Origin of the sequence: Lepagella muris (assembly GCF_004793975.1) — a bacterium.
In the GTDB taxonomy this organism is placed as follows: Bacteria; Bacteroidota; Bacteroidia; order Bacteroidales; family Muribaculaceae; genus Lepagella; species Lepagella muris.
This window is the reverse complement of the sequence record NZ_SRYB01000036.1, coordinates 12,278-31,125: the sequence shown is the minus strand read 5'-3', so window position 1 is coordinate 31,125 and position 18,848 is coordinate 12,278. Positions and strand designations below refer to the sequence as shown.

At 49.3% G+C, this 18,848-nt stretch carries 14 protein-coding genes; all 14 read left to right on the top strand.

Annotation, left to right across the window (positions count from 1 at the left end; all coding sequences use genetic code 11):
• Positions 1-6 precede the first annotated feature (6 nt).
• A complete protein-coding gene (gene mutS, locus E5331_RS17430; RefSeq protein ID WP_123484692.1) occupies positions 7-2,637 on the top strand; it encodes a DNA mismatch repair protein MutS in 2,631 nt (876 codons plus the stop codon).
• Positions 2,638-2,895: 258 nt separating this feature from the next.
• Entirely contained in the window at positions 2,896-3,216 is a 321-nt protein-coding gene (locus E5331_RS17425) for a hypothetical protein (protein ID WP_123484693.1), read from the top strand.
• 241 nt (positions 3,217-3,457) lie between these two features.
• Positions 3,458-4,369, top strand: coding sequence for a 16S rRNA (cytosine(1402)-N(4))-methyltransferase RsmH (gene rsmH / locus E5331_RS17420; RefSeq protein WP_123484634.1), 912 nt, complete (start codon positions 3,458-3,460; stop codon positions 4,367-4,369).
• 39 nt (positions 4,370-4,408) lie between these two features.
• On the top strand, positions 4,409-4,786 hold the full coding sequence (locus tag E5331_RS17415) for an FtsL-like putative cell division protein (protein ID WP_123484635.1): 378 nt from the start codon (positions 4,409-4,411) through the stop codon (positions 4,784-4,786).
• A gap of 18 nt (positions 4,787-4,804) precedes the next feature.
• The gene (locus tag E5331_RS17410; RefSeq protein ID WP_123484636.1) at positions 4,805-6,946 is read left to right on the top strand and encodes a penicillin-binding protein; all 2,142 of its coding nucleotides are present in this window, start codon (positions 4,805-4,807) and stop codon (positions 6,944-6,946) included.
• Positions 6,947-6,990: 44 nt separating this feature from the next.
• Complete coding sequence (locus E5331_RS17405) at positions 6,991-8,451, top strand: UDP-N-acetylmuramoyl-L-alanyl-D-glutamate--2,6-diaminopimelate ligase (protein WP_123484637.1); 1,461 nt, start codon at positions 6,991-6,993, stop codon at positions 8,449-8,451.
• A complete protein-coding gene (mraY, locus tag E5331_RS17400) occupies positions 8,448-9,767 on the top strand; it encodes a phospho-N-acetylmuramoyl-pentapeptide-transferase (RefSeq protein ID WP_123484638.1) in 1,320 nt (439 codons plus the stop codon). The genes E5331_RS17405 and mraY overlap by 4 nt, the downstream gene beginning before the upstream one ends.
• A gap of 82 nt (positions 9,768-9,849) precedes the next feature.
• Positions 9,850-11,217, top strand: a complete 1,368-nt coding sequence (gene murD, locus E5331_RS17395; protein ID WP_123484639.1) for a UDP-N-acetylmuramoyl-L-alanine--D-glutamate ligase — start codon at positions 9,850-9,852, stop codon at positions 11,215-11,217.
• A 39-nt stretch (positions 11,218-11,256) separates the two neighbouring features.
• Positions 11,257-12,618, top strand: a complete 1,362-nt coding sequence (locus tag E5331_RS17390; protein WP_123484640.1) for an FtsW/RodA/SpoVE family cell cycle protein — start codon at positions 11,257-11,259, stop codon at positions 12,616-12,618.
• Positions 12,615-13,745, top strand: a complete 1,131-nt coding sequence (gene murG, locus E5331_RS17385; RefSeq protein WP_123484641.1) for an undecaprenyldiphospho-muramoylpentapeptide beta-N-acetylglucosaminyltransferase — start codon at positions 12,615-12,617, stop codon at positions 13,743-13,745. The genes E5331_RS17390 and murG overlap by 4 nt, the downstream gene beginning before the upstream one ends.
• Before the next feature lie 5 nt (positions 13,746-13,750).
• The gene (locus E5331_RS17380; protein ID WP_123484652.1) at positions 13,751-15,157 is read left to right on the top strand and encodes a UDP-N-acetylmuramate--L-alanine ligase; all 1,407 of its coding nucleotides are present in this window, start codon (positions 13,751-13,753) and stop codon (positions 15,155-15,157) included.
• A gap of 14 nt (positions 15,158-15,171) precedes the next feature.
• On the top strand, positions 15,172-15,981 hold the full coding sequence (locus E5331_RS17375) for a cell division protein FtsQ/DivIB (protein ID WP_123484642.1): 810 nt from the start codon (positions 15,172-15,174) through the stop codon (positions 15,979-15,981).
• Between the two features lie 68 nt (positions 15,982-16,049).
• Positions 16,050-17,366: a cell division protein FtsA gene (gene ftsA, locus E5331_RS17370; RefSeq protein WP_123484643.1), complete on the top strand. Its 1,317-nt coding sequence runs from the start codon at positions 16,050-16,052 to the stop codon at positions 17,364-17,366.
• 78 nt (positions 17,367-17,444) lie between these two features.
• Complete coding sequence (ftsZ, locus tag E5331_RS17365; RefSeq protein WP_123484644.1) at positions 17,445-18,818, top strand: cell division protein FtsZ; 1,374 nt, start codon at positions 17,445-17,447, stop codon at positions 18,816-18,818.
• Positions 18,819-18,848: the final 30 nt, after the last annotated feature.

The following is an 18,848-nucleotide window of genomic DNA, read 5'->3' as shown; positions in this document are numbered from 1 at the left end:
ACAAAGATGGCAAAAATAGCAGAGACACCCCTTATGCTCCAGTATCTGGAGATGAAGAAGAAACATCCCGATGCGATACTCCTGTTTCGTGTGGGCGACTTTTATGAAACTTTTTCCGATGATGCGATTGCTGCCAGCGAGATTTTGGGCATAACCCTCACGCGGCGTGCCAACGGCAAGGCACAGTCGGTGGAGCTTGCCGGATTCCCTCATCATGCGCTCGACTCCTATCTTCCGAAGCTCGTGAGAGCGGGACGTCGGGTGGCAATATGCGAGCAGCTTGAGGATCCGAAACTTACGAAAAAACTCGTAAAACGTGGCATAACGGAGCTTGTGACGCCCGGAGTCAACACCTCGACGGGTGCATTGCAGGCTAAGGAGAATAACTTCCTTGCGGCGGTTCATATCGGGAAGAATAGTGTAGGACTCGCGTTTCTTGATATCTCGACCGGTGAATTTCTATGCTCGGAAACCACGGCTGAGGAGGCAGACAAGTTGCTCTGCAACATGTCGCCAAAGGAATTGCTGCGTATGCGGGGAACACGGGATTTCTGTATGCGTAATTTCTCCCATAAATGCAGTGTGTTTGAGCTTGAAGACTGGGTGTATACCACGGATGCCGCCGAGGAGCGTCTGCTCCGTCAGTTCTCCACCGCCACGCTGAAAGGTTTTGGCGTGGGCGATCTCCCCTTGGGAGTCATAGCGGCGGGTAGCATACTGCATTATCTTGACCTTACGAGCCATACTCAGCTTTCTCATATCACTTCGCTGAGCCGTATAGACAACAGGTTATATATGCATCTTGACCGCTTTACGGTCAGGAATCTGGAGCTTGTGGAGAGTATGGGTCCGGAGGGCAAAAGTTTGCTGAAAGTAATTGATAAGACGGTGTGTCCCATGGGTTCACGCCTTTTATATCGTTGGCTTATACTCCCGTTGCTTGACATATCGCGGCTGAATAAGAGGCATGATGCTGTGGAGGCATTTTTCAGCAATAATGAGCTTAGGGATCAGGCGCGCGACGCTGTTCGCCGCACCGGTGACATGGAACGTCTGGGCGGACGAGTCGCCTCCGGCAAGATCTCACCCCGTGAGATGATCCAACTTTCGGAAGGGGTCAGGGGAGCCATGACTCTCAAGGATATTCTTCGTGGTTCCGGTATTCCTGTGCTTGAGGATATCGGCGTGGGAATGACGGATATAATCGATGTGGCAGACTGGATTTCGGCAACCATCTCGGGAGATGCCCCCACTTCATTCGGCAAGGCTCCGGTTATTGCGCCAGGAGTGGATCCTGAGTTGGACGAACTGAGAGGACTACATGCCAACAGCCGGAGCAAACTTCAGGAGATTCAGGCGCGCGAGATGGAGGCTACGGGTATATCATCGCTTAAAGTGGCTTACAACAACGTATTCGGGTATTATCTTGAGGTGCGCAATACGCATAAGGATAAGGTGCCTGAGTATTGGATAAGGAAACAGACGCTCGTGAATGCAGAGCGCTACATCACCCCTGAACTAAAGGAATATGAGGAGAAGATAGCCGGGGCGGAAGAGCGTATAGCGGCGATAGAAGACCGGATATATAAGGGATTATTGTCGAAAATCAACACCCGTTTCACCGATCTCCATGTTAATGCGTCGGCAGTGGCACAGACCGACTGCCTGTTGTCGTTTGCCGAGGCTGCTGCGGAATATGGATATGTGCGTCCGGAGATAGACGACTCATTATCTCTTTCGATTATGGAGGGTCGTCATCCTGTCATAGAGCGCAACATGACGCCGGGGGAGAGCTACGTGTCAAACTCCGTAACTCTTGATTCCGACAGCTGCCAGATAATAATGATCACGGGTCCGAATATGAGCGGAAAATCGGCACTTCTCCGCCAGACCGCGCTGATAGCACTTATGGCGCAGATTGGTTCGTTTGTGCCGGCAAAGGCTGCACGTATAGGCATTGTCGACAAGATATTCACGCGTGTCGGGGCGAGCGACAACATATCGTCCGGCGAGTCGACGTTTATGGTGGAGATGAACGAGGCGGCATCGATATTGAACAATATGAGCAACCGTTCGCTCATACTCTTCGATGAGCTTGGGCGCGGCACGTCTACCTACGATGGCATCTCGATAGCATGGTCAATTGTGGAGCATATTCATGACAACGGGCGTTGTCGCCCGAAAACGCTCTTCGCCACGCATTATCACGAACTCAACGAGATGGAGAATAAGTTTGAGCGTATCTCCAACTACAACGTCTCTGTCAAGGAGATAGGAGGCAAGGTGGTTTTTCTCCGTAAGTTGGAGAAGGGTGGGTCTGAGCATAGTTTCGGCATCCATGTGGCAAAACTTGCCGGTATGCCTCCTGCCATAGTTAAGCGTGCCAATCAGGTTCTCGCTCATCTTGAGGAGGCATCGAAGGGAGTCAATGGAGATAAGGATTCTATTGCTGTCAAGGGGGCTGTGTCGGGAATAGACTCACGTAATGATGGCTATCAGATGAGTTTCTTCCAGCTTGATGACCCGTTGCTCTCTCAGATACGTGACCGTCTCCTTGGAGTGGATGTCAATACGCTGACGCCTCTCCAAGCTCTCAATATGCTCAACGATCTGCAAGGTCTTCTCACGGGAAAATGACCTCCGATTTCTCGGAAGCCGACATGATACAACACTGTGTTAAAAATGATTAACGCATTCTAACCATCTCAGTGTAGAATGGTTTTTAAGAATGAAGTGAAAAGTAAGTCAGAGGTCAGGGTTATGAGTTATGAAGAGTGGAAATACGCATATATTCATTACATCCATTCTGTTTAAATTTATAATTTGATTAAATTTTTAAATCTGAAGGCTTACTTGGAAAACAATTAATCAGAAATTATTAAAGCAGATTGTATTATGGATTCAAAGAACTATCAAGAGGTAGCGGCAGCCGCGGCAGAGGTCAGTGCTGCAGCAGCGAAGGTGGCATGTGATAATGAGAAGAAGAACCTGGAGGCACAGGCGGACGAGCTGAAGTCAGCCGCTTCAGAGAAGGTGGCTGCGCTGAAGGATAAGGCATCCGAGCAGGTGGCAGCTGCGAGTGAGAAAGCTGCTGATGCAGGTATGACGTTGAAAGACAAGGCATCCGATATGATGGATAAACTGAAGGATAAGGCTTCAGATCTGTTGCATGCAGGTGCAGATAAACTGTCGGATCTTGCCGACAAGATTGATTAATCGGAATAGATATCCGATTATGGATTAAGCCCCCCTCAGTAGCATCATTGGAGTGTGAAAAGGTGAGATATAAGTCTGACCATCCCGGATTTCATCATTGAAATTGGAATGGTCAGCTTATTTTGTAAAAAATGATAAAAAAAGCATACAAATTAAAATTTTTTGGCAATAAAGATTTGTATATTATTTGGATTTTTAGCTAACTTTACAAACCCAAACCAAAATTGTGGAGTTATTTGAAATGTCTGAACCCGTTTACCATATCCCCGCGCTTCTTGAAGAAACGATTAAATTGTTGGAGATCAAACCTGAAGGTGTATATATAGATGTAACATTCGGGGGTGGCGGACATTCTCGCGCCATTATGAGTCATCTTGGCGAGACGGGAAGACTCTATTCGTTTGACCGCGACATGGATGCGTATGCCAACCGTATAGATGATCCACGATTCACATTTGTGCATTCCAACTTCCGATACATAGAGAATTTCATGCATTATCACGGCGTAGATAAGGCAGACGGTATAATGGCAGACCTTGGTGTGAGCTTTCATCATTTTGATTCCGGAGAGAGAGGATTCTCTTTTCGCACGGATGCCCCGCTCGATATGCGTATGAACCGCAATGCACAGCGCACGGCAGCCGACATCATATCGGAATCCACGGAGGCTGACCTGCGGACTATGCTGAATGCTTATTCCGATCTGAAGCGTCCGGGCAACGTTGTCAAAGCGATATTGAAAGCGAGGGAAAACGGACCCATCGATACTACTTTCCGTCTTGCGGATGCAGTGAAAGGGGCAATGGATCCACGTCAGGAAAAGAAGGAACTGGCGCAGATCTTCCAGGCATTGCGCATAGAGACCAACGACGAGATGGGCGACCTTCGTCGTTTCCTTGAATCTTCGGTAAGGGTGCTGCGCAAGGGTGGCAGACTGGCGGTGCTGACCTATCATTCGATTGAAGACCGTATGGTGAAGAACTTTATGAAAAGCGGCAACGTGGATGGCCGTGAAGAGAAAGATTTCTTCGGACGGTTGAGCACACCGTGGAAACTGATAACACGTAAGCCTATTGAACCGACAGCGGAGGAGGTGGAGCGAAATCCACGCTCACGTAGTGCGAAACTACGCGTTGCAGAGCTTGTCGGATAGGCCTGCGATATAATTAAAACAACACAACTCTCTCACATTATGGCAAAGAAAAAGAATATAAAAGATAAAAAGATAAAAAAGGACAGGGAGCGTCCTACCCCATCATGGTTTTCAGACCTACGCTACGGACGGTCGTTCTCAGTGGAATTTTTCAAACGCAACGCATGGTTGCTAATGGTGTTTGTCGTGGCGATATTGTCGCTGATGGGACTACGCTATAAGACAAAGACCAAGATGGAGGAGATAAAGCGTCTGACTGCGGAACTTCAGATAGCTGAAAGTTCAAAGTTGCAGGAGAAAGCCGCGTATATGTCGCTTATCCGAGAGACTGAGATGAAGCGTATGGTAAAGGAGAAAGGATTAGGACTTGAGTTTCAGGAATATCCACCATACGTCTTAGAACAGGACAACGATTGATAAATTCAACGCTGAGAAATGACTGCGAGAAATAGAAAACAGAAGGGACAGACCAATAAAAATCATATATTGTTCCGTTATGGATTGATAACCGTCGCATTCCTGTTGTTCTCCATAGCTGTGATAGTGAAGCTTATCGACACCACAATTGTAGAGGCTCCGCAATGGAATGAACGTGCACATAGAGAATTGTCGAAGACCACTGTCATCCCTCCGGAACGAGGCAATATACTCGCCTCCAACGGCAATATATTGGCGTGCAATCTGAAAGTGTATGACGTGAAGCTTGATTTGCGTCACAATAAGATTCCTGCCACATTGCCTTGGGCAAAGATTGACAGTCTTGCCGACTCGCTTGACTATTATTATCCAAGGGTGAAGAATCTTAGGGAGAACGCCGTCACATATAAGAAGTATTCATGGCATACGCGTCTTAAAAAGGAATTCGACAAGGCTCCTGATAAACGCACGCGCGCCCTCCGTGTGGCACAGAAAAAGACGATGGAGGATTTTGAAAAGATCCGCAATTTCCCTTTCCTGAAGGATTTCAAGGGGCGGGGATTCCGCATCCCGGTCTATAAGGAGGAGAAAAACGTGCGTATCTATCCTTACGGTAGGATGGCGTACCGTAGTATCGGTCGTGTTAACGAGAATCATGAGACGGGAGAGTTCCACGGTTATTCAGGATTGGAGAAAGACTTGGATTCCTTGCTCTACGGTCATCCTGGAGTGGCCAAGAAGGTGGCTCTCACATCCGGGATCGGCAACTGGGTAGACAAACCGGCTGTCAGAGGATTCGATATACACACCACCATCGATATTGACCTTCAGGATATGCTTGAGGAGGAGCTTCTGGAGGTGTGTGCGGGTTCGAATGCGGAATGGGGCACAGCCATATTGATGGAGGTAGCCACCGGCGAGATAAAGGCTATCTCAAATATCGAGCTTCTTGAAAACGGCACGTATGGCGAGGCTCTCAACCGTGCGGTACTCCCCTTTGAGCCCGGCTCGGTGATGAAGCCCATCTCATTGATGATTGCATTCGAAGACGGGCTGGTGCGCAGTGTCAACGACATGATAGACTGTAGTCCGTTCCAGCGGACGAGCGATCCTCATGCCCCGTCGGTAAAGAGCATGAAGCAAGTGATTGAGATGTCGTCAAATACGGGTATCGCACGCGTAATATTCCGTGGGTATGCCGATGATCCGGCGCGTTTTCATGATCGTCTCACGGAGATAGGATTCTTTGAGCGTATGCGCAGCGGTATAGCTGGAGAGTGTACTCCGCGTGTCAGGAAACTTCTGCCGAAGGATTCCCGTGGCAACAACATAACGATGACCGCGCGTCATCTCGACCTTGCCCGCCAATCTTATGGCTACAACACCGAGATTCCCCCACTCTACACCCTTTCCATCTATAATGCCATAGCAAATGGAGGGCGTTATGTGCGTCCGCACCTTGTGAGGTCATTGATACATGAGGATGGTCGCGACTCCGTTTTGCCGGTAGACTATATCCGCGAGAGGATATGTTCCGAGAAGACTGCGGAGAAGGTTAAGCTCTGTCTGCGCGAGGTGGTGTGGGGCGAACACGGCACGGCACGTGCGGTCAGGGATGATCGCGTAGAGGTGGTTGGAAAGACCGGCACCGCCTATCCGGTAGACAAAGGCACGTATGACCTCACGCGGCGACGCTATGCATTCGCCGGATTCTTCCCATACGATTCGCCCAAATATTCATGCATGGCTCTCGTGCTCGGTCCTTCGGGAACAAGCGCAAACCGCACGTCAGGACAGGTAGTCAAGAATATGGCTACCAAGATGTTTGCACGTGGTATGCTCGATAATTCCTCTACATTCACGTCGGAGCGGGCAGGCACGCTTCCTGTGCTGACCGCTTCTGAGAAATACGAGACACCGGATATCACCACTCCTCTCGGCATAACGAAGTCGAAGAAGGTGAAAGGGAATGCCGGGGATTACGACTTCATGACGGTGCCCAATGTGGTCGGCTATGATGCATCTACTGCATTGCGGCTGCTTGAGCATCGTGGACTAAACGTGATATTACGTGGCTCCGGACGTGTGGTGTCGCAATCCATTAAGAAAGGAAGCAAGGTGATACCGGGTGATAATATAGTGCTCTATCTGCGTATCTGACGGGAGCATGACAGAAGATAATAAACAGCAAAACAATAAAATATATGACATCGAAATTATCAACCCTACTCAAGGATATAGACGTCGTTGAGATCATAGGAGAGACAGATAAAAATATAACGTCGCTTGAGAGCGATTCCCGTAAGGTGGAGAAAGACGGACTGTTTGTGGCTGTCAAGGGAGTCACAAATGACGGTCATAAGTATATCCCGATGGTGGCGAGTGCACATGTCGGGGCAATTGTCTGTGAGAACCTTCCGGCAATGTTTGAGAAGGGGGTCACATATATCAAGGTGTCTGATTCGGCAGAGGCGTTGGGTCGCCTTGCCTCTGCATGGTACGGACATCCGTCGTCGAGGCTGAAACTCGTAGGCGTCACCGGCACAAACGGCAAGACCACTACCGCTACCCTACTCTATGAGATGGCAAAGCTTGAGGGTTTCAAGGCAGGACTTCTGTCGACCGTCTGCAATTATGTGGTGGATCGTGCGGTGCCTACCACTCATACCACCCCTGACCCGCTCACCATCAATTCCCTTCTGGCGGAGATGGTGTCGGAAGGATGTGAATATGCATTCATGGAGGTGTCGTCGCATGCCATGTCGCAGAAGCGAGTGGCTGGTCTTCAGTTTGCCGGGGGCATCTTCACCAATCTCACCCGCGATCATCTTGACTATCACGGCACAGTTGAGAACTATATGAATGCCAAGAAATCATTTTTCGACATGCTTCCGAAGGATGCATTTGCACTTGTCAATGCCGACGACAAATGCGGGCGTTATATGGTTCAGAACACTAAGGCAAAAGTCTATACCTATTCCTTGCGTTCGGATGCAGATTTCCGAGGGAAAGTGCTTGAGACGCGTCTCGACGGCACCCTTATGCTTCTTAACGGTAAGGAGGTGGAGGTTAGATTCACCGGCAGATTTAATGCGTACAATCTCACAGACGTGTATGGCGCGTCGATACTGACGGGATTTGATCCGGAGGAAGTGATTGTCAACATGAGCCGTCTTGTGCCCGTAGCCGGGCGTTTCCAGTCGTTTATGTCAGGTGATGGGGTTGCTGCCATAGTGGATTATGCCCATACTCCGGATGCGCTTGTCAACGTGCTCGACACAATACGCGAGATTGTAGGCGCGGATGGCAACATAATAACGGTGGTCGGTGCAGGCGGAAACCGCGACCATGGCAAACGCCCCATGATGGCTCAGGAGGCGGCGTGCCGAAGCGATTATCTCATTCTGACGAGCGATAACCCCCGCGATGAGAATCCGGAGGATATAATTGCTGAGATGCGTGCAGGTCTCAACCGCGACGAGCTTGAGCGTGCTGAATGCATCACCGACCGCCGCGAGGCGATCTGCAAGGCAGTGGTCATGGCAAAGCCGGGAAGTGTGGTGCTTGTAGCCGGTAAGGGTCATGAGACTTATCAAGAGGTAAAGGGAGTGCGACATCATTTTGATGATAGAGAAGAGGTTAAACTTGCATTCGAAAAAAGATGATATATTCGTTATTCCAATTGCTTCAGGATTCAGACGTGCCCGGCGCACGCCTGATGGATTACATTACCTTCAGAGCCGGCATCTCATTCACCCTGGCAATGCTTATGGCACTTGTCTGCGGCAAATATATAATCCGTCGCCTTCAGAAAATGCAGGTGGGAGAAGTGGTGCGAAATCTCGGGCTTGAGGGACAGATGAAAAAGACAGGAACGCCTACTATGGGTGGTGTGATAATCATATTGTCGATACTCGTGCCCAGTCTTTTGTTTGGCAATCTGTCGAATATCTACATGATACTGATGCTCGTGGCGACAGTATGGATGGGATCCATCGGCTTCCTTGACGATTACCGCAAGCTGAAATATCATAACAAGGATGGTCTTAAGGGGAAATATAAGGTTATAGGTCAGGTAGGTCTCGGTCTTCTTGTGGGCGTTACCATGTGGCTCTCCCCTTCTATCCTCATGAGTGAGAATGGCAGTGAGGTACGCCGCAATATTAGCGCGACGGAGCGTGTGGAGTCGGCAGACGGACCGACAGCAGAACTCTACACCACGACCGACAACGTGGTATACTCCCATCCGGTAAAGACTCCGCAGACCACTATCCCCTTTGTCAAGAACAATAACTTCAACTATGAATGGCTCACTGGCTGGATCAGTGATAAGAATGCGGCGGAGACCTTGGGCTGGATAGTGTTTGTGTTTGTGGTCATCATAGTGGTGACTGCAGTCAGCAACGGCGCGAATCTCACCGATGGTCTTGACGGACTTTGTGCCGGCACATCGGCTATCATAGCGGTGGCACTTGCCATTATGGCATATCTCGGTGGGCACGTGATCTACTCCGGCTATCTCGACATCATGTATATACCGGGCAGCGGAGAACTTGTGGTGTATGCGGCAGCTTTCATCGGGGCATTGGTGGGATTCCTATGGTATAATGCATTCCCTGCCCAGGTATTTATGGGTGATACGGGCAGTCTTACCATCGGCGGTATTCTTGCCGTCTTTGCCATATTGATACGCAAGGAACTGCTTATCCCATTGCTGTGCCTTATCTTCTTTATAGAAGACCTGTCGGTGGTGCTTCAGGTGGGATATTTCAAGTTTACTAAGAGGAAATATGGGGAGGGACGCCGTATATTCAAGATGACGCCCCTGCATCACCATTTCCAGAAGGCAGGCGACGGGTCGGTGAAATGTCTTGTCAACTTCCCGAAGATGCCAGTGCCGGAATCGAAGATAGTGACGCGTTTCTGGATTGTCGGTCTGCTCCTTGCAGCATTGACATTCGTCACACTGAAGATACGATGAATATGCTTCAGACGATATCGTAGTGCATCGGCACGACGCGTGTGGTAAGCAAGAATTTTTCAATTTAAGAAGGATTAAAATTATGAGCAAAAATAGATTTGGAGTAGATACTGACGGACGCCTTGTAGTGCTTGGCGGAGGTGAGAGCGGAGTCGGGGCAGCAATCCTCGGCAAAGTCAAGGGGATGGATGTGTTCCTTTCCGATATGGGGGAGATTTCATCCAAATATAAAGCAATGCTTGATAGCTATTCTATCCCATACGAAGAGGGAAAGCATACTGAAGATGAGATACTTGATGCCGATGTGGTGGTCAAGAGTCCCGGAATACCCCCCTGCGCTCCAATGGTTGCTAAAATATTTGCTAAAGGCATACCTGTGGTGTCGGAAATCGAATTTGCGGGGGGATTTACCGACTCCCGTATGATCTGTATCACCGGATCGAATGGGAAGACCACCACTACCCTTCTTACTTATCATGTGTTGCGAGAGGCAGGCATAGATGCCGGTCTTGCCGGCAATGTCGGCAAGAGTCTCGCGCTTCAGGTGGCTGTTGATCCCCATCCCGTCTACGTCATAGAGCTGTCGAGTTTCCAGCTTGAGAATATGTATCAGTTCAAGGCAGACGTGGCGGTTATAATGAACATCACGCCTGACCACATGGATCGCTATGACCATAAGATGGAGAATTATGTAGCCGCAAAGTTCAGGATTCTTCAGAATCAGACCCCGGATGACGCCTTTATCTATTGGCAGGATGATTCCGTCATACTCGATAAGATTGCGGAGGTCAATCCTGATGGACGTCGTCTTCCGTTTGGTATTGAGAGGAAGCCGGAGAGTGCCGCATGGACAGAGAATGAAGATGTGTGCTTCTCCACGACAGAGGAGCGATGGGATATCCCCCGCACCGGATTGTCGCTTCCCGGACGCCATAATCTCTACAATTCGATGGCAGCCGGACTCATAGCATCGGTCATGAAAGTCTCTCCGGACTCCATCCGTAGGTCGCTTTCCGATTTTAAGGCGGTGGAGCATCGTCTGGAATACGTGGCAACGGTTGACGGTGTGCGCTACGTGAATGACTCGAAAGCCACCAATGTCGACTCCACATGGTATGCTCTTGAAAGCATGACGACGCCTACCGTGCTTATACTTGGAGGAAAGGACAAGGGAAATGACTACAGCCAGATTGAGGATTTCGTCAAGGATAAGGTGAAGACGATAGTCTGCATGGGGCTTCACAATGAGAAACTGTTGGATTTCTTTACAGGGAAAGTGCCCGTTATAGCCGATACCCACAGCCTTGCCGACGCATTGGCTGCATGCCGTGAGTATGCCGTAGCCGGCGACACGGTTCTCTTGTCGCCCTGTTGCGCCAGCTTCGACCTATTCAAGAGCTATGAGGATCGTGGCGACAGATTCAAGGCGGCGGTAAAGGCTATGGTTTGACATATCAGATTACGAACTCTTCTCAAAAAAACAGACATAATGGAGACATCAAAAAATATTTCCGGACAGGGAATAAAGATAAAGGAGAGTCTTGACGGTGTAGCGGTGGGGCAGTCGTCAAGGACGCGTGCCGCGACGGTGCAGGCATCGGAAAGACCAAAGCCCGACACCTACATCTGGGGTATATATATAATGTTGCTGATGATATCGGTCATAGAACTGTTCTCGGCATCCAGTGCGGAGGTCTCGGGCACCAACGTGTATATGCCACTCATACGCCATGGCATATTCCTCGTGCTCGGATTGGGACTTGTGCTGGTATTGCAGAATATCCATTATGGTTATTATAGCCGATTCGCATGGTTTCTTGCGTTGATTTCGTTTTTCCTATTGTTGATTTCCAATTTCATAGGTATTGAGATCAACGGAGCGCAACGCGCCATAAATGTCGCAGGTTTTACGATTCAGCCGGCAGAGATAGTCAAGCTGACCGTAGTGGTGCTTCTTGCCACGATACTCGGACGCCATCAGCAGCCACGAGGCGTTTCAAACCAAGGAATGATAGAGGCGGCTATTGTGGTGGTTGTGTTTGGCGGTTGTCTGTGGAAGAATGGTCTGACCAACACTATACTGTTGTTTGGTGTCAGCCTATCTATGTTTCTTATCGGTGGCATGAAATGGAAAAAATTCGCCATGATTGTCGGCATATATATCCTTTGTGGTGGGGTGCTTTACGTAATGAAGTATCAGAATGACAAGGGTAGTGAGTTTGATACTATTGGGAAGACTGAGATTGTCTCTTCCAACGACCGATCAAAAACACATATAGGGCGTGTGGGACGTTTTATTGCCGGGGTTCATCCGAATGATCCTATCGACGACTATAACCGTCAGGTGGTCTTTGCAAAGATATCGCAGGCAAACGGCGGTATATTCGGTCAGGGTCCGGGCAACAGTCGTGAGAGTTCGCGTCTGCCGCTTGCCTTCTCTGACTATATCTATTCCATCATAGTGGAAGATACTGGTCTTGTGGGGGGGATCATACTGCTGGTCATCTATCTCTTCCTATTGGCGCGGGCAGGACGGATAGCCTATAAATGTTCGCGAGCCTTTCCGGCGTTCCTCATCATGGGGTGTGCGGTGCTGATAGTGTTCCAGGCTTTGGTCCACATGGCGATTGTCACCGGACTGTTTCCGGTGAGTGGTCAGCCGCTCCCGTTGATATCGAAAGGGGGTACGTCTGTGCTTGTCATGTCGGCAGCAATAGGCATCATGTTGTCGGTAAGCCGTTTTGCCGTGACAAGCGGAAATAAAAATGCAATCAAGCAGGAACTTGACGAACTGCCGGAAGATATGCAGGCCGCCAATTTCTCGGGACAAATAAATGAAGCAACAAAATGAAAGAGAATAATACAGCCACGTCATGCAGTGACCGCCGTCCGAGAGTCGTGATAAGCGGAGGTGGCACCGGAGGTCATATATTCCCGGCATTGTCTATAGCCGATGCCTTGCGCCGGCGTCTGAACGCGGATATAATCTTTGTGGGGGCTGAAGACCGCATGGAGATGACCCGTGTGCCTGATGCGGGCTATCGTATCATAGGATTGCCCGTGGCGGGTTTTGACCGCAAGCATCTTCTGCGTAACATTTCAGTGTTGAAGAAACTCTGCCGGAGTATGCGTATGGCGAAGAAGGTCATAAAGGATTTCAATCCTGACATAGCGATAGGAGTGGGGGGATATGCCTCAGGACCCACGCTTAAGGCGGCGCAGAAGGCGGGTATACCTACTCTTATCCAGGAGCAGAACTCATACGCGGGCGTTACCAATAAACTTCTGGGAAAGAAGGCGGGGAAAATCTGCGTGGCATACGATGGTATGGAACGCTTCTTCCCGGCAGACCATATAGTTAAGACCGGGAATCCCATAAGGAAAACTCTTCTCAATGGCAAGAAGGATACGAAAGAGGCGAGGAAATCCTTCGGATTGGATCCTGATAAGACAACACTCCTCGTGGTGGGTGGAAGCCTTGGCGCGCTCACCATCAACGAGAGCCTGGAGAAGGGTGTAAAGAGGTTGTCGGATAGTGGCATACAGGTGATATGGCAGACCGGAAAGAACTTCGGCACACGTGGACAGGAAGCAGCACGTGGACTTAAGGGGGTAGTGGTGACCCCATTTATCACTGATATGTCGAGTGCATATAAGGCTGCGGATCTTGTCATAGGAAGGGCAGGCGCCGGCTCCATCAGTGAGCTTCAGGTGCTTGGCAAGCCGGTAATTCTTGTGCCGTCGCCCAACGTGGCAGAAGACCATCAGACCCACAATGCGCGCGCACTCTCCGACCGTGGCGCAGCCGTGCTTATAAAAGACAGTGAGGCGCGTGATTTGCTTGTAGACAAGTCTATTGAATTGATAAAAGATAAGGATGCGCTCGCCTCCATGTCGGCAGAAATATCAAAAATGGCACTTCATGACAGCGATGACCATATCGTGGATGAAGTGTGCAGACTTTTAAATTGCAAATAGATATGATGACAAATATATCGACATCTGACTCTCCGTTCCGTAATCTCTATTTTGTGGGAGCCGGAGGTATAGGGATGGCTAACCTTGAGAGATATTTCCTGAGTCTGGGTCATGATGTGGCGGGCTATGACCGTAGCCGTTCCGCATTGACCACTGCTCTTGAGAAAGAGGGGGTGATCATGACCTATATTGATTTGGAGGAAGAGATTCCGGAAACCTTCCGTAATAGGGAGGATACGCTGGTAGTGTATACTCCGGCAGTGCCTTCAGACAGTCGGATTCTCAGCTGGTTTCGTAATAATGGCTTTGAAGTGATAAAGCGTGCGGCATTACTCGGGAAGATCACCCGCAGCACGAAGGCAATCTGCATTTCGGGTTCGCACGGCAAGACCACGACCTGCTCGATGACCGCCAACATATTGAGAGGCTCGTCGGTGGGATGCAATGCCTTCTTGGGCGGTATCCTGCGAAATATCGACAGCAACCTTGTGCTTTGTGAAGGTTCGGAATGGTCGGTCATAGAGGCTGATGAATATGACAGGTCATTTCATCAGTTGAGTCCGGAGATCGCGGTAGTGACATCGACCGATCCTGACCATCTTGACATATATGGGGATGAGGCGGGCTATCTTGAAGGGTTTGCACGTTTTACAGAGCTGATCCGTGATGGAGGTCTGCTTCTGCTTCACACAGGACTAAAGTTGAAGCCACGCGTATCTTCCGGAGTAAGGGTTGAGACGTATAGCGGCGGCAGTGATGGCGACTGGCATGCAGAGGATATCATGTATGGCGACGGACGCCTGAGCTTCACTCTTGTCGGTCCCTCCGTAAGGATAGAGGAAATAGAACTTGGAGTGCCGGTGGAGATTAATATCGACAATGCAGTTGCGGCAGCAGCGGCATCGTTGCATTCCGGAGCCACACCTGAAGAGGTCAGGGAGGGTCTCCGCACATTCCGGGGAGCAAAGAGAAGATTTGAGATCATCCTCGACGGCAGGGACGGCGGTCCGGTGCTTCTTGATGACTATGCCCATAGTCCAAACGAAGTCAAGGCATCGATACGCTCGGTAAAACGTCTTTATCACGGTCGGAAGGTCAGCGTGATTTTCCAGCCGCATCTCTACACCCGCACCCGTGATTTCGCTCCGGAATTTGCCGAGGCACTCTCGGAAGCGGATGAAGTGATCATGCCAGAGATATATCCGGCACGCGAGGAAGCGATACCGGGAGTTGACTCCATGTTGATACTCAATGCTGTCACATCCGCAGATAAATGTTATTGTGAGCGAAAATATTTGCTAAATAAGATAAAAAATAGTAATTTTGACATCTTGATGACATTAGGAGCCGCCGACATCGACCGGTTGCTCCCCGAGATTAAAGCAATACTAAAGGGTGAAAACCCTACATAGATATCTGCATAGCTATGGGTAGGACTATTCTTAAATGGATGATACTCAGCTCTCTGTTTTGCTATATCACGTTTGTGACGATATGGGCACACGGAGAGTCGGAGCGTCATACCTGTAATGGAATAGAGGTAGCCATAACGAGGGCGGGGAGTGCCGACACAATTACGCGTAACGGTGTATTGTATGAATTATCAAGATATCCGAGAAAAATAATTGGATGTCCTGTTAAAGATATCAATACTTTGGAGGTTAAGAATTATCTTGGCAGATTTTCCAATTTTGAGGAGGTCAATTGTGTATTGCGCACAGATGGAATCCTCTGCGTGACTGTTACGCCGATGATTCCGGCACTGCGGGTGTTTGATGGAGGAAAGAGTTACTACATCAATAAGGATGGTAAGCGAATAGAAGCGAAAGCCAACTTCTTTGTTGATGTCCCGATAGTGAGCGGAAATTTCACGGACCGCTTCAGACCACACGATCTATTGTCGGTAGTCAAGTTCATCACTTCCGATCCGATACTCAATAAGCTTGTGGGAATGATAGAGGCAGATGATGCGGACAATATCATCTTGATTCCACGGATCCACGGGCATGTGATAAATTTGGGTGATACTACTCGGCTTCCGGAGAAGCGCAGAGCTTTACTCGCGATGTATCGTAAGGTTATGCCCTATAAAGGGTGGGAGGCGTATGATACAATTTCGCTTAAATTTGAAGGTCAGGTGGTAGCGACACGCAGAGACAAGAGCAGATTGAACCATGGTGAGGACAATGGCGATGATATCGCGCTTGAGGAGGCGACATTGCCGCAGTTGCAATAGCCAATATTCATGGAGAGACTGAACAAGACTGCGGAAAATTGGTTAATAATAGAGAACAATAACACGCGATGAGTGAAAGATATATAGCAGCTGTGGAGATAAGCAGCTCGAAAATAATAGCATCAATAGGCAAAACGTCGGTTGAGGGTCAGCTGGAAGTGGTCGCCATGGAAGAGGAGAGCACCTTGGACGTGGTGAAGTATGGTATTATACAGAATCCGGAAGAGACTTCAATCAGGGTTTCACGCCTATTGAGCAGGCTTGAAAACCGACCTGAAGTTTCACCTCGCAAGATAAAGAGCGTATTTGTAGGATTGTCCGGTCGTTCGCTCAAAAGTATCACAACAGAAGTGTCGCTCAATCTTCCGGAAGACACGGAGATAACCGAAGACCTCATACGTCGGCTTCGGGAAGATGCCAAGCGTAAGGCAATCGACAACACGCTTGAGGTGATAGATGCTGTGCCACGTATCTATACAGTGGGTAAAACAGAGACACATTCTCCTAAGGGAGCCATAGGCAATTATATAGAGGCAACGTATGATCTGATAGTATGTCGTCCGGAACTGAAACGAAATCTGACCCGGACTATACCCGATAAGCTTGGAATAAAAATAGAGGGTTTCGTTGTCACTGCCCTTGCCACTGGTCATCTGATACTGACCCCTGATGAGAAACGCCTGGGCTGTATGCTTGTTGACATGGGCGCAGAGACCACTACAGTCTCCATATATAAGAAAGGCGGTTTGCGTTATTTCGCAACGCTTCCTTTTGGCGGACGTAACATCACCAGAGATATCACTTCGCTTAACGTATTGGAAGAGAAAGCCGAACAGATCAAGCAGACCTATGGTAATGCCATGGGTGCCGATATCATTTCACCCTCAAATATCAACGGAATCAAACAATCGGATATCAATAATCTTGTTGTGGCGCGTTCGGAAGAGATTGTTGCCAACATAATGGAGCAGATTGAATATGCCGATCTTAAGGAGACGGATCTTCCGGGAGGGATAATATGCATAGGAGGCAGTGCGCGTCTTCAAGGTATGCTTGATCTTCTGGAGCAGCAGAGCGGACTTCCCGTCCGTCGTGGTCAGATGCCCGGTTATGTACATGTGGATGAATCACTCTACACGAGCAAGAACATGCTTCAGGTTGTCAGTGTGCTTTATGCCGGTGCCACCCTCAGCAAGCAGGAATGTCTTGAGATGCCTGTCATAGAGGAGGTGCCGTCTGCCGGAGAAGTTCCAGTGGTAGAGGAACCGATAGTCCGAGGACGAGAAGTGAAGAAGAAAAGGACCAACCGTTTTATGGAAGGTATTGCGCGCCGTATAGGCAGTATATTCAGCGGTCCGGAAGATGATTCCGAATTAATGGAGTGATCGGACTGATATAAGTTCCCTAAAAAGTTTTTTCAATAGAAAAACAATCTCTTACCTCAATTAAATTAAGAATCCTATATGTCAAACGACGACGAAATATATAATTTTGCGGACGATGCGCGGTTTGATGAAGACCCCAACGCCTCCATCATAAAGGTGATCGGAGTTGGCGGCGGTGGAAGCAACGCTGTCAATTACATGTATGGTCAGAACATTCCGAATGTAAACTTTGTGGTGTGTAACACCGACAAGCAGCATCTGAATGAGATGGCGATACCGACTAAGCTATTGCTTGGCTGGGAGGTGACTCACGGCCGAGGAGCAGGAAATAATCCGGATGTCGGGAGGAAATGTGCTGAAGAGAGCAGCGAGGAGATAAAGAAGTTGTTTCAGGACGGCACGGAGATGGTGTTCATCACAGCCGGTATGGGAGGCGGCACGGGCACGGGAGCCGCGCCGGTGGTGGCACGTCTTGCCAAAGAGGCGGATATGCTGACTATCGGTATCGTCACGGTGCCGTTCATGTTTGAAGGGGAGAAGAAGATTCTGAAGGCACTTGACGGTGCCAATGAGATGCGCCAGCACGTGGATGCTCTGCTCGTGATCAACAATGAGAATCTTATAGAACTGTATAAAGACTATAATTTCTTCAATGCATTCCAGAAAGCGGATGACACTCTTGCCAATGCCGCACGAAGCATCTCCGACATCATATCAGAGCGATGCTACATCAACGTTGACTTCCAGGACGTGAAGACCACGCTGAAGGACAGTGGCACCGCCATAATCTCCACTGCCTACGGAGAAGGGGAGCACCGTATCTCGGACGCAATACACAATGCCCTCCATTCACCCTTGCTTAAGGCTCATGATATCAACACGTCGAAGCGTCTTCTTTTCAAATTCACCTGCTCGAGGGATTCGGAGAATCCGTTGCGAGCCGAAGAGATTGCGGAGATCACGCAGTTCACGTCAAAATTGCCATCAAGTATAGATGTGAAGTGGGGTATCGGCGACAATCCGGAACTTGGTGACAAGGTTAAGATCACCGTGCTTGCCTCCGGCTTCGACGTCACCCTGCGTGAGTCGGAGCAGACTCAACGAGGTGGCGACGACAAGGGTAAGGGTCCTATCGTGTTTGAGGCAAGTCGAGACCATGAGGAGGAGAAGCTGAAGAAGGAGGAGTCGACAGAGCGTATCGCAGATTTCTATGGTTCGGACAAGGTCATAAAGCAGAGACGCACTGCAGCGCGTATGAAATATGCCGTGTTGAAGCCGTCGCAGTTTGACAATCATGAAATCATAGCCATGATAGAGAGCGTGCCGACGTTCAACCGAGATCCACGCTTTAACGATGAACTTCAGCGTCTCACTGAGGGGCGTCGGGAGTATGGTTCCTCCGAACGAAAGGAGAAAGGGGGCGAGACGATATCATTCGGTGATTTTTCCTAACCCGTACATAGCATCTCCCGACAAAGGGGA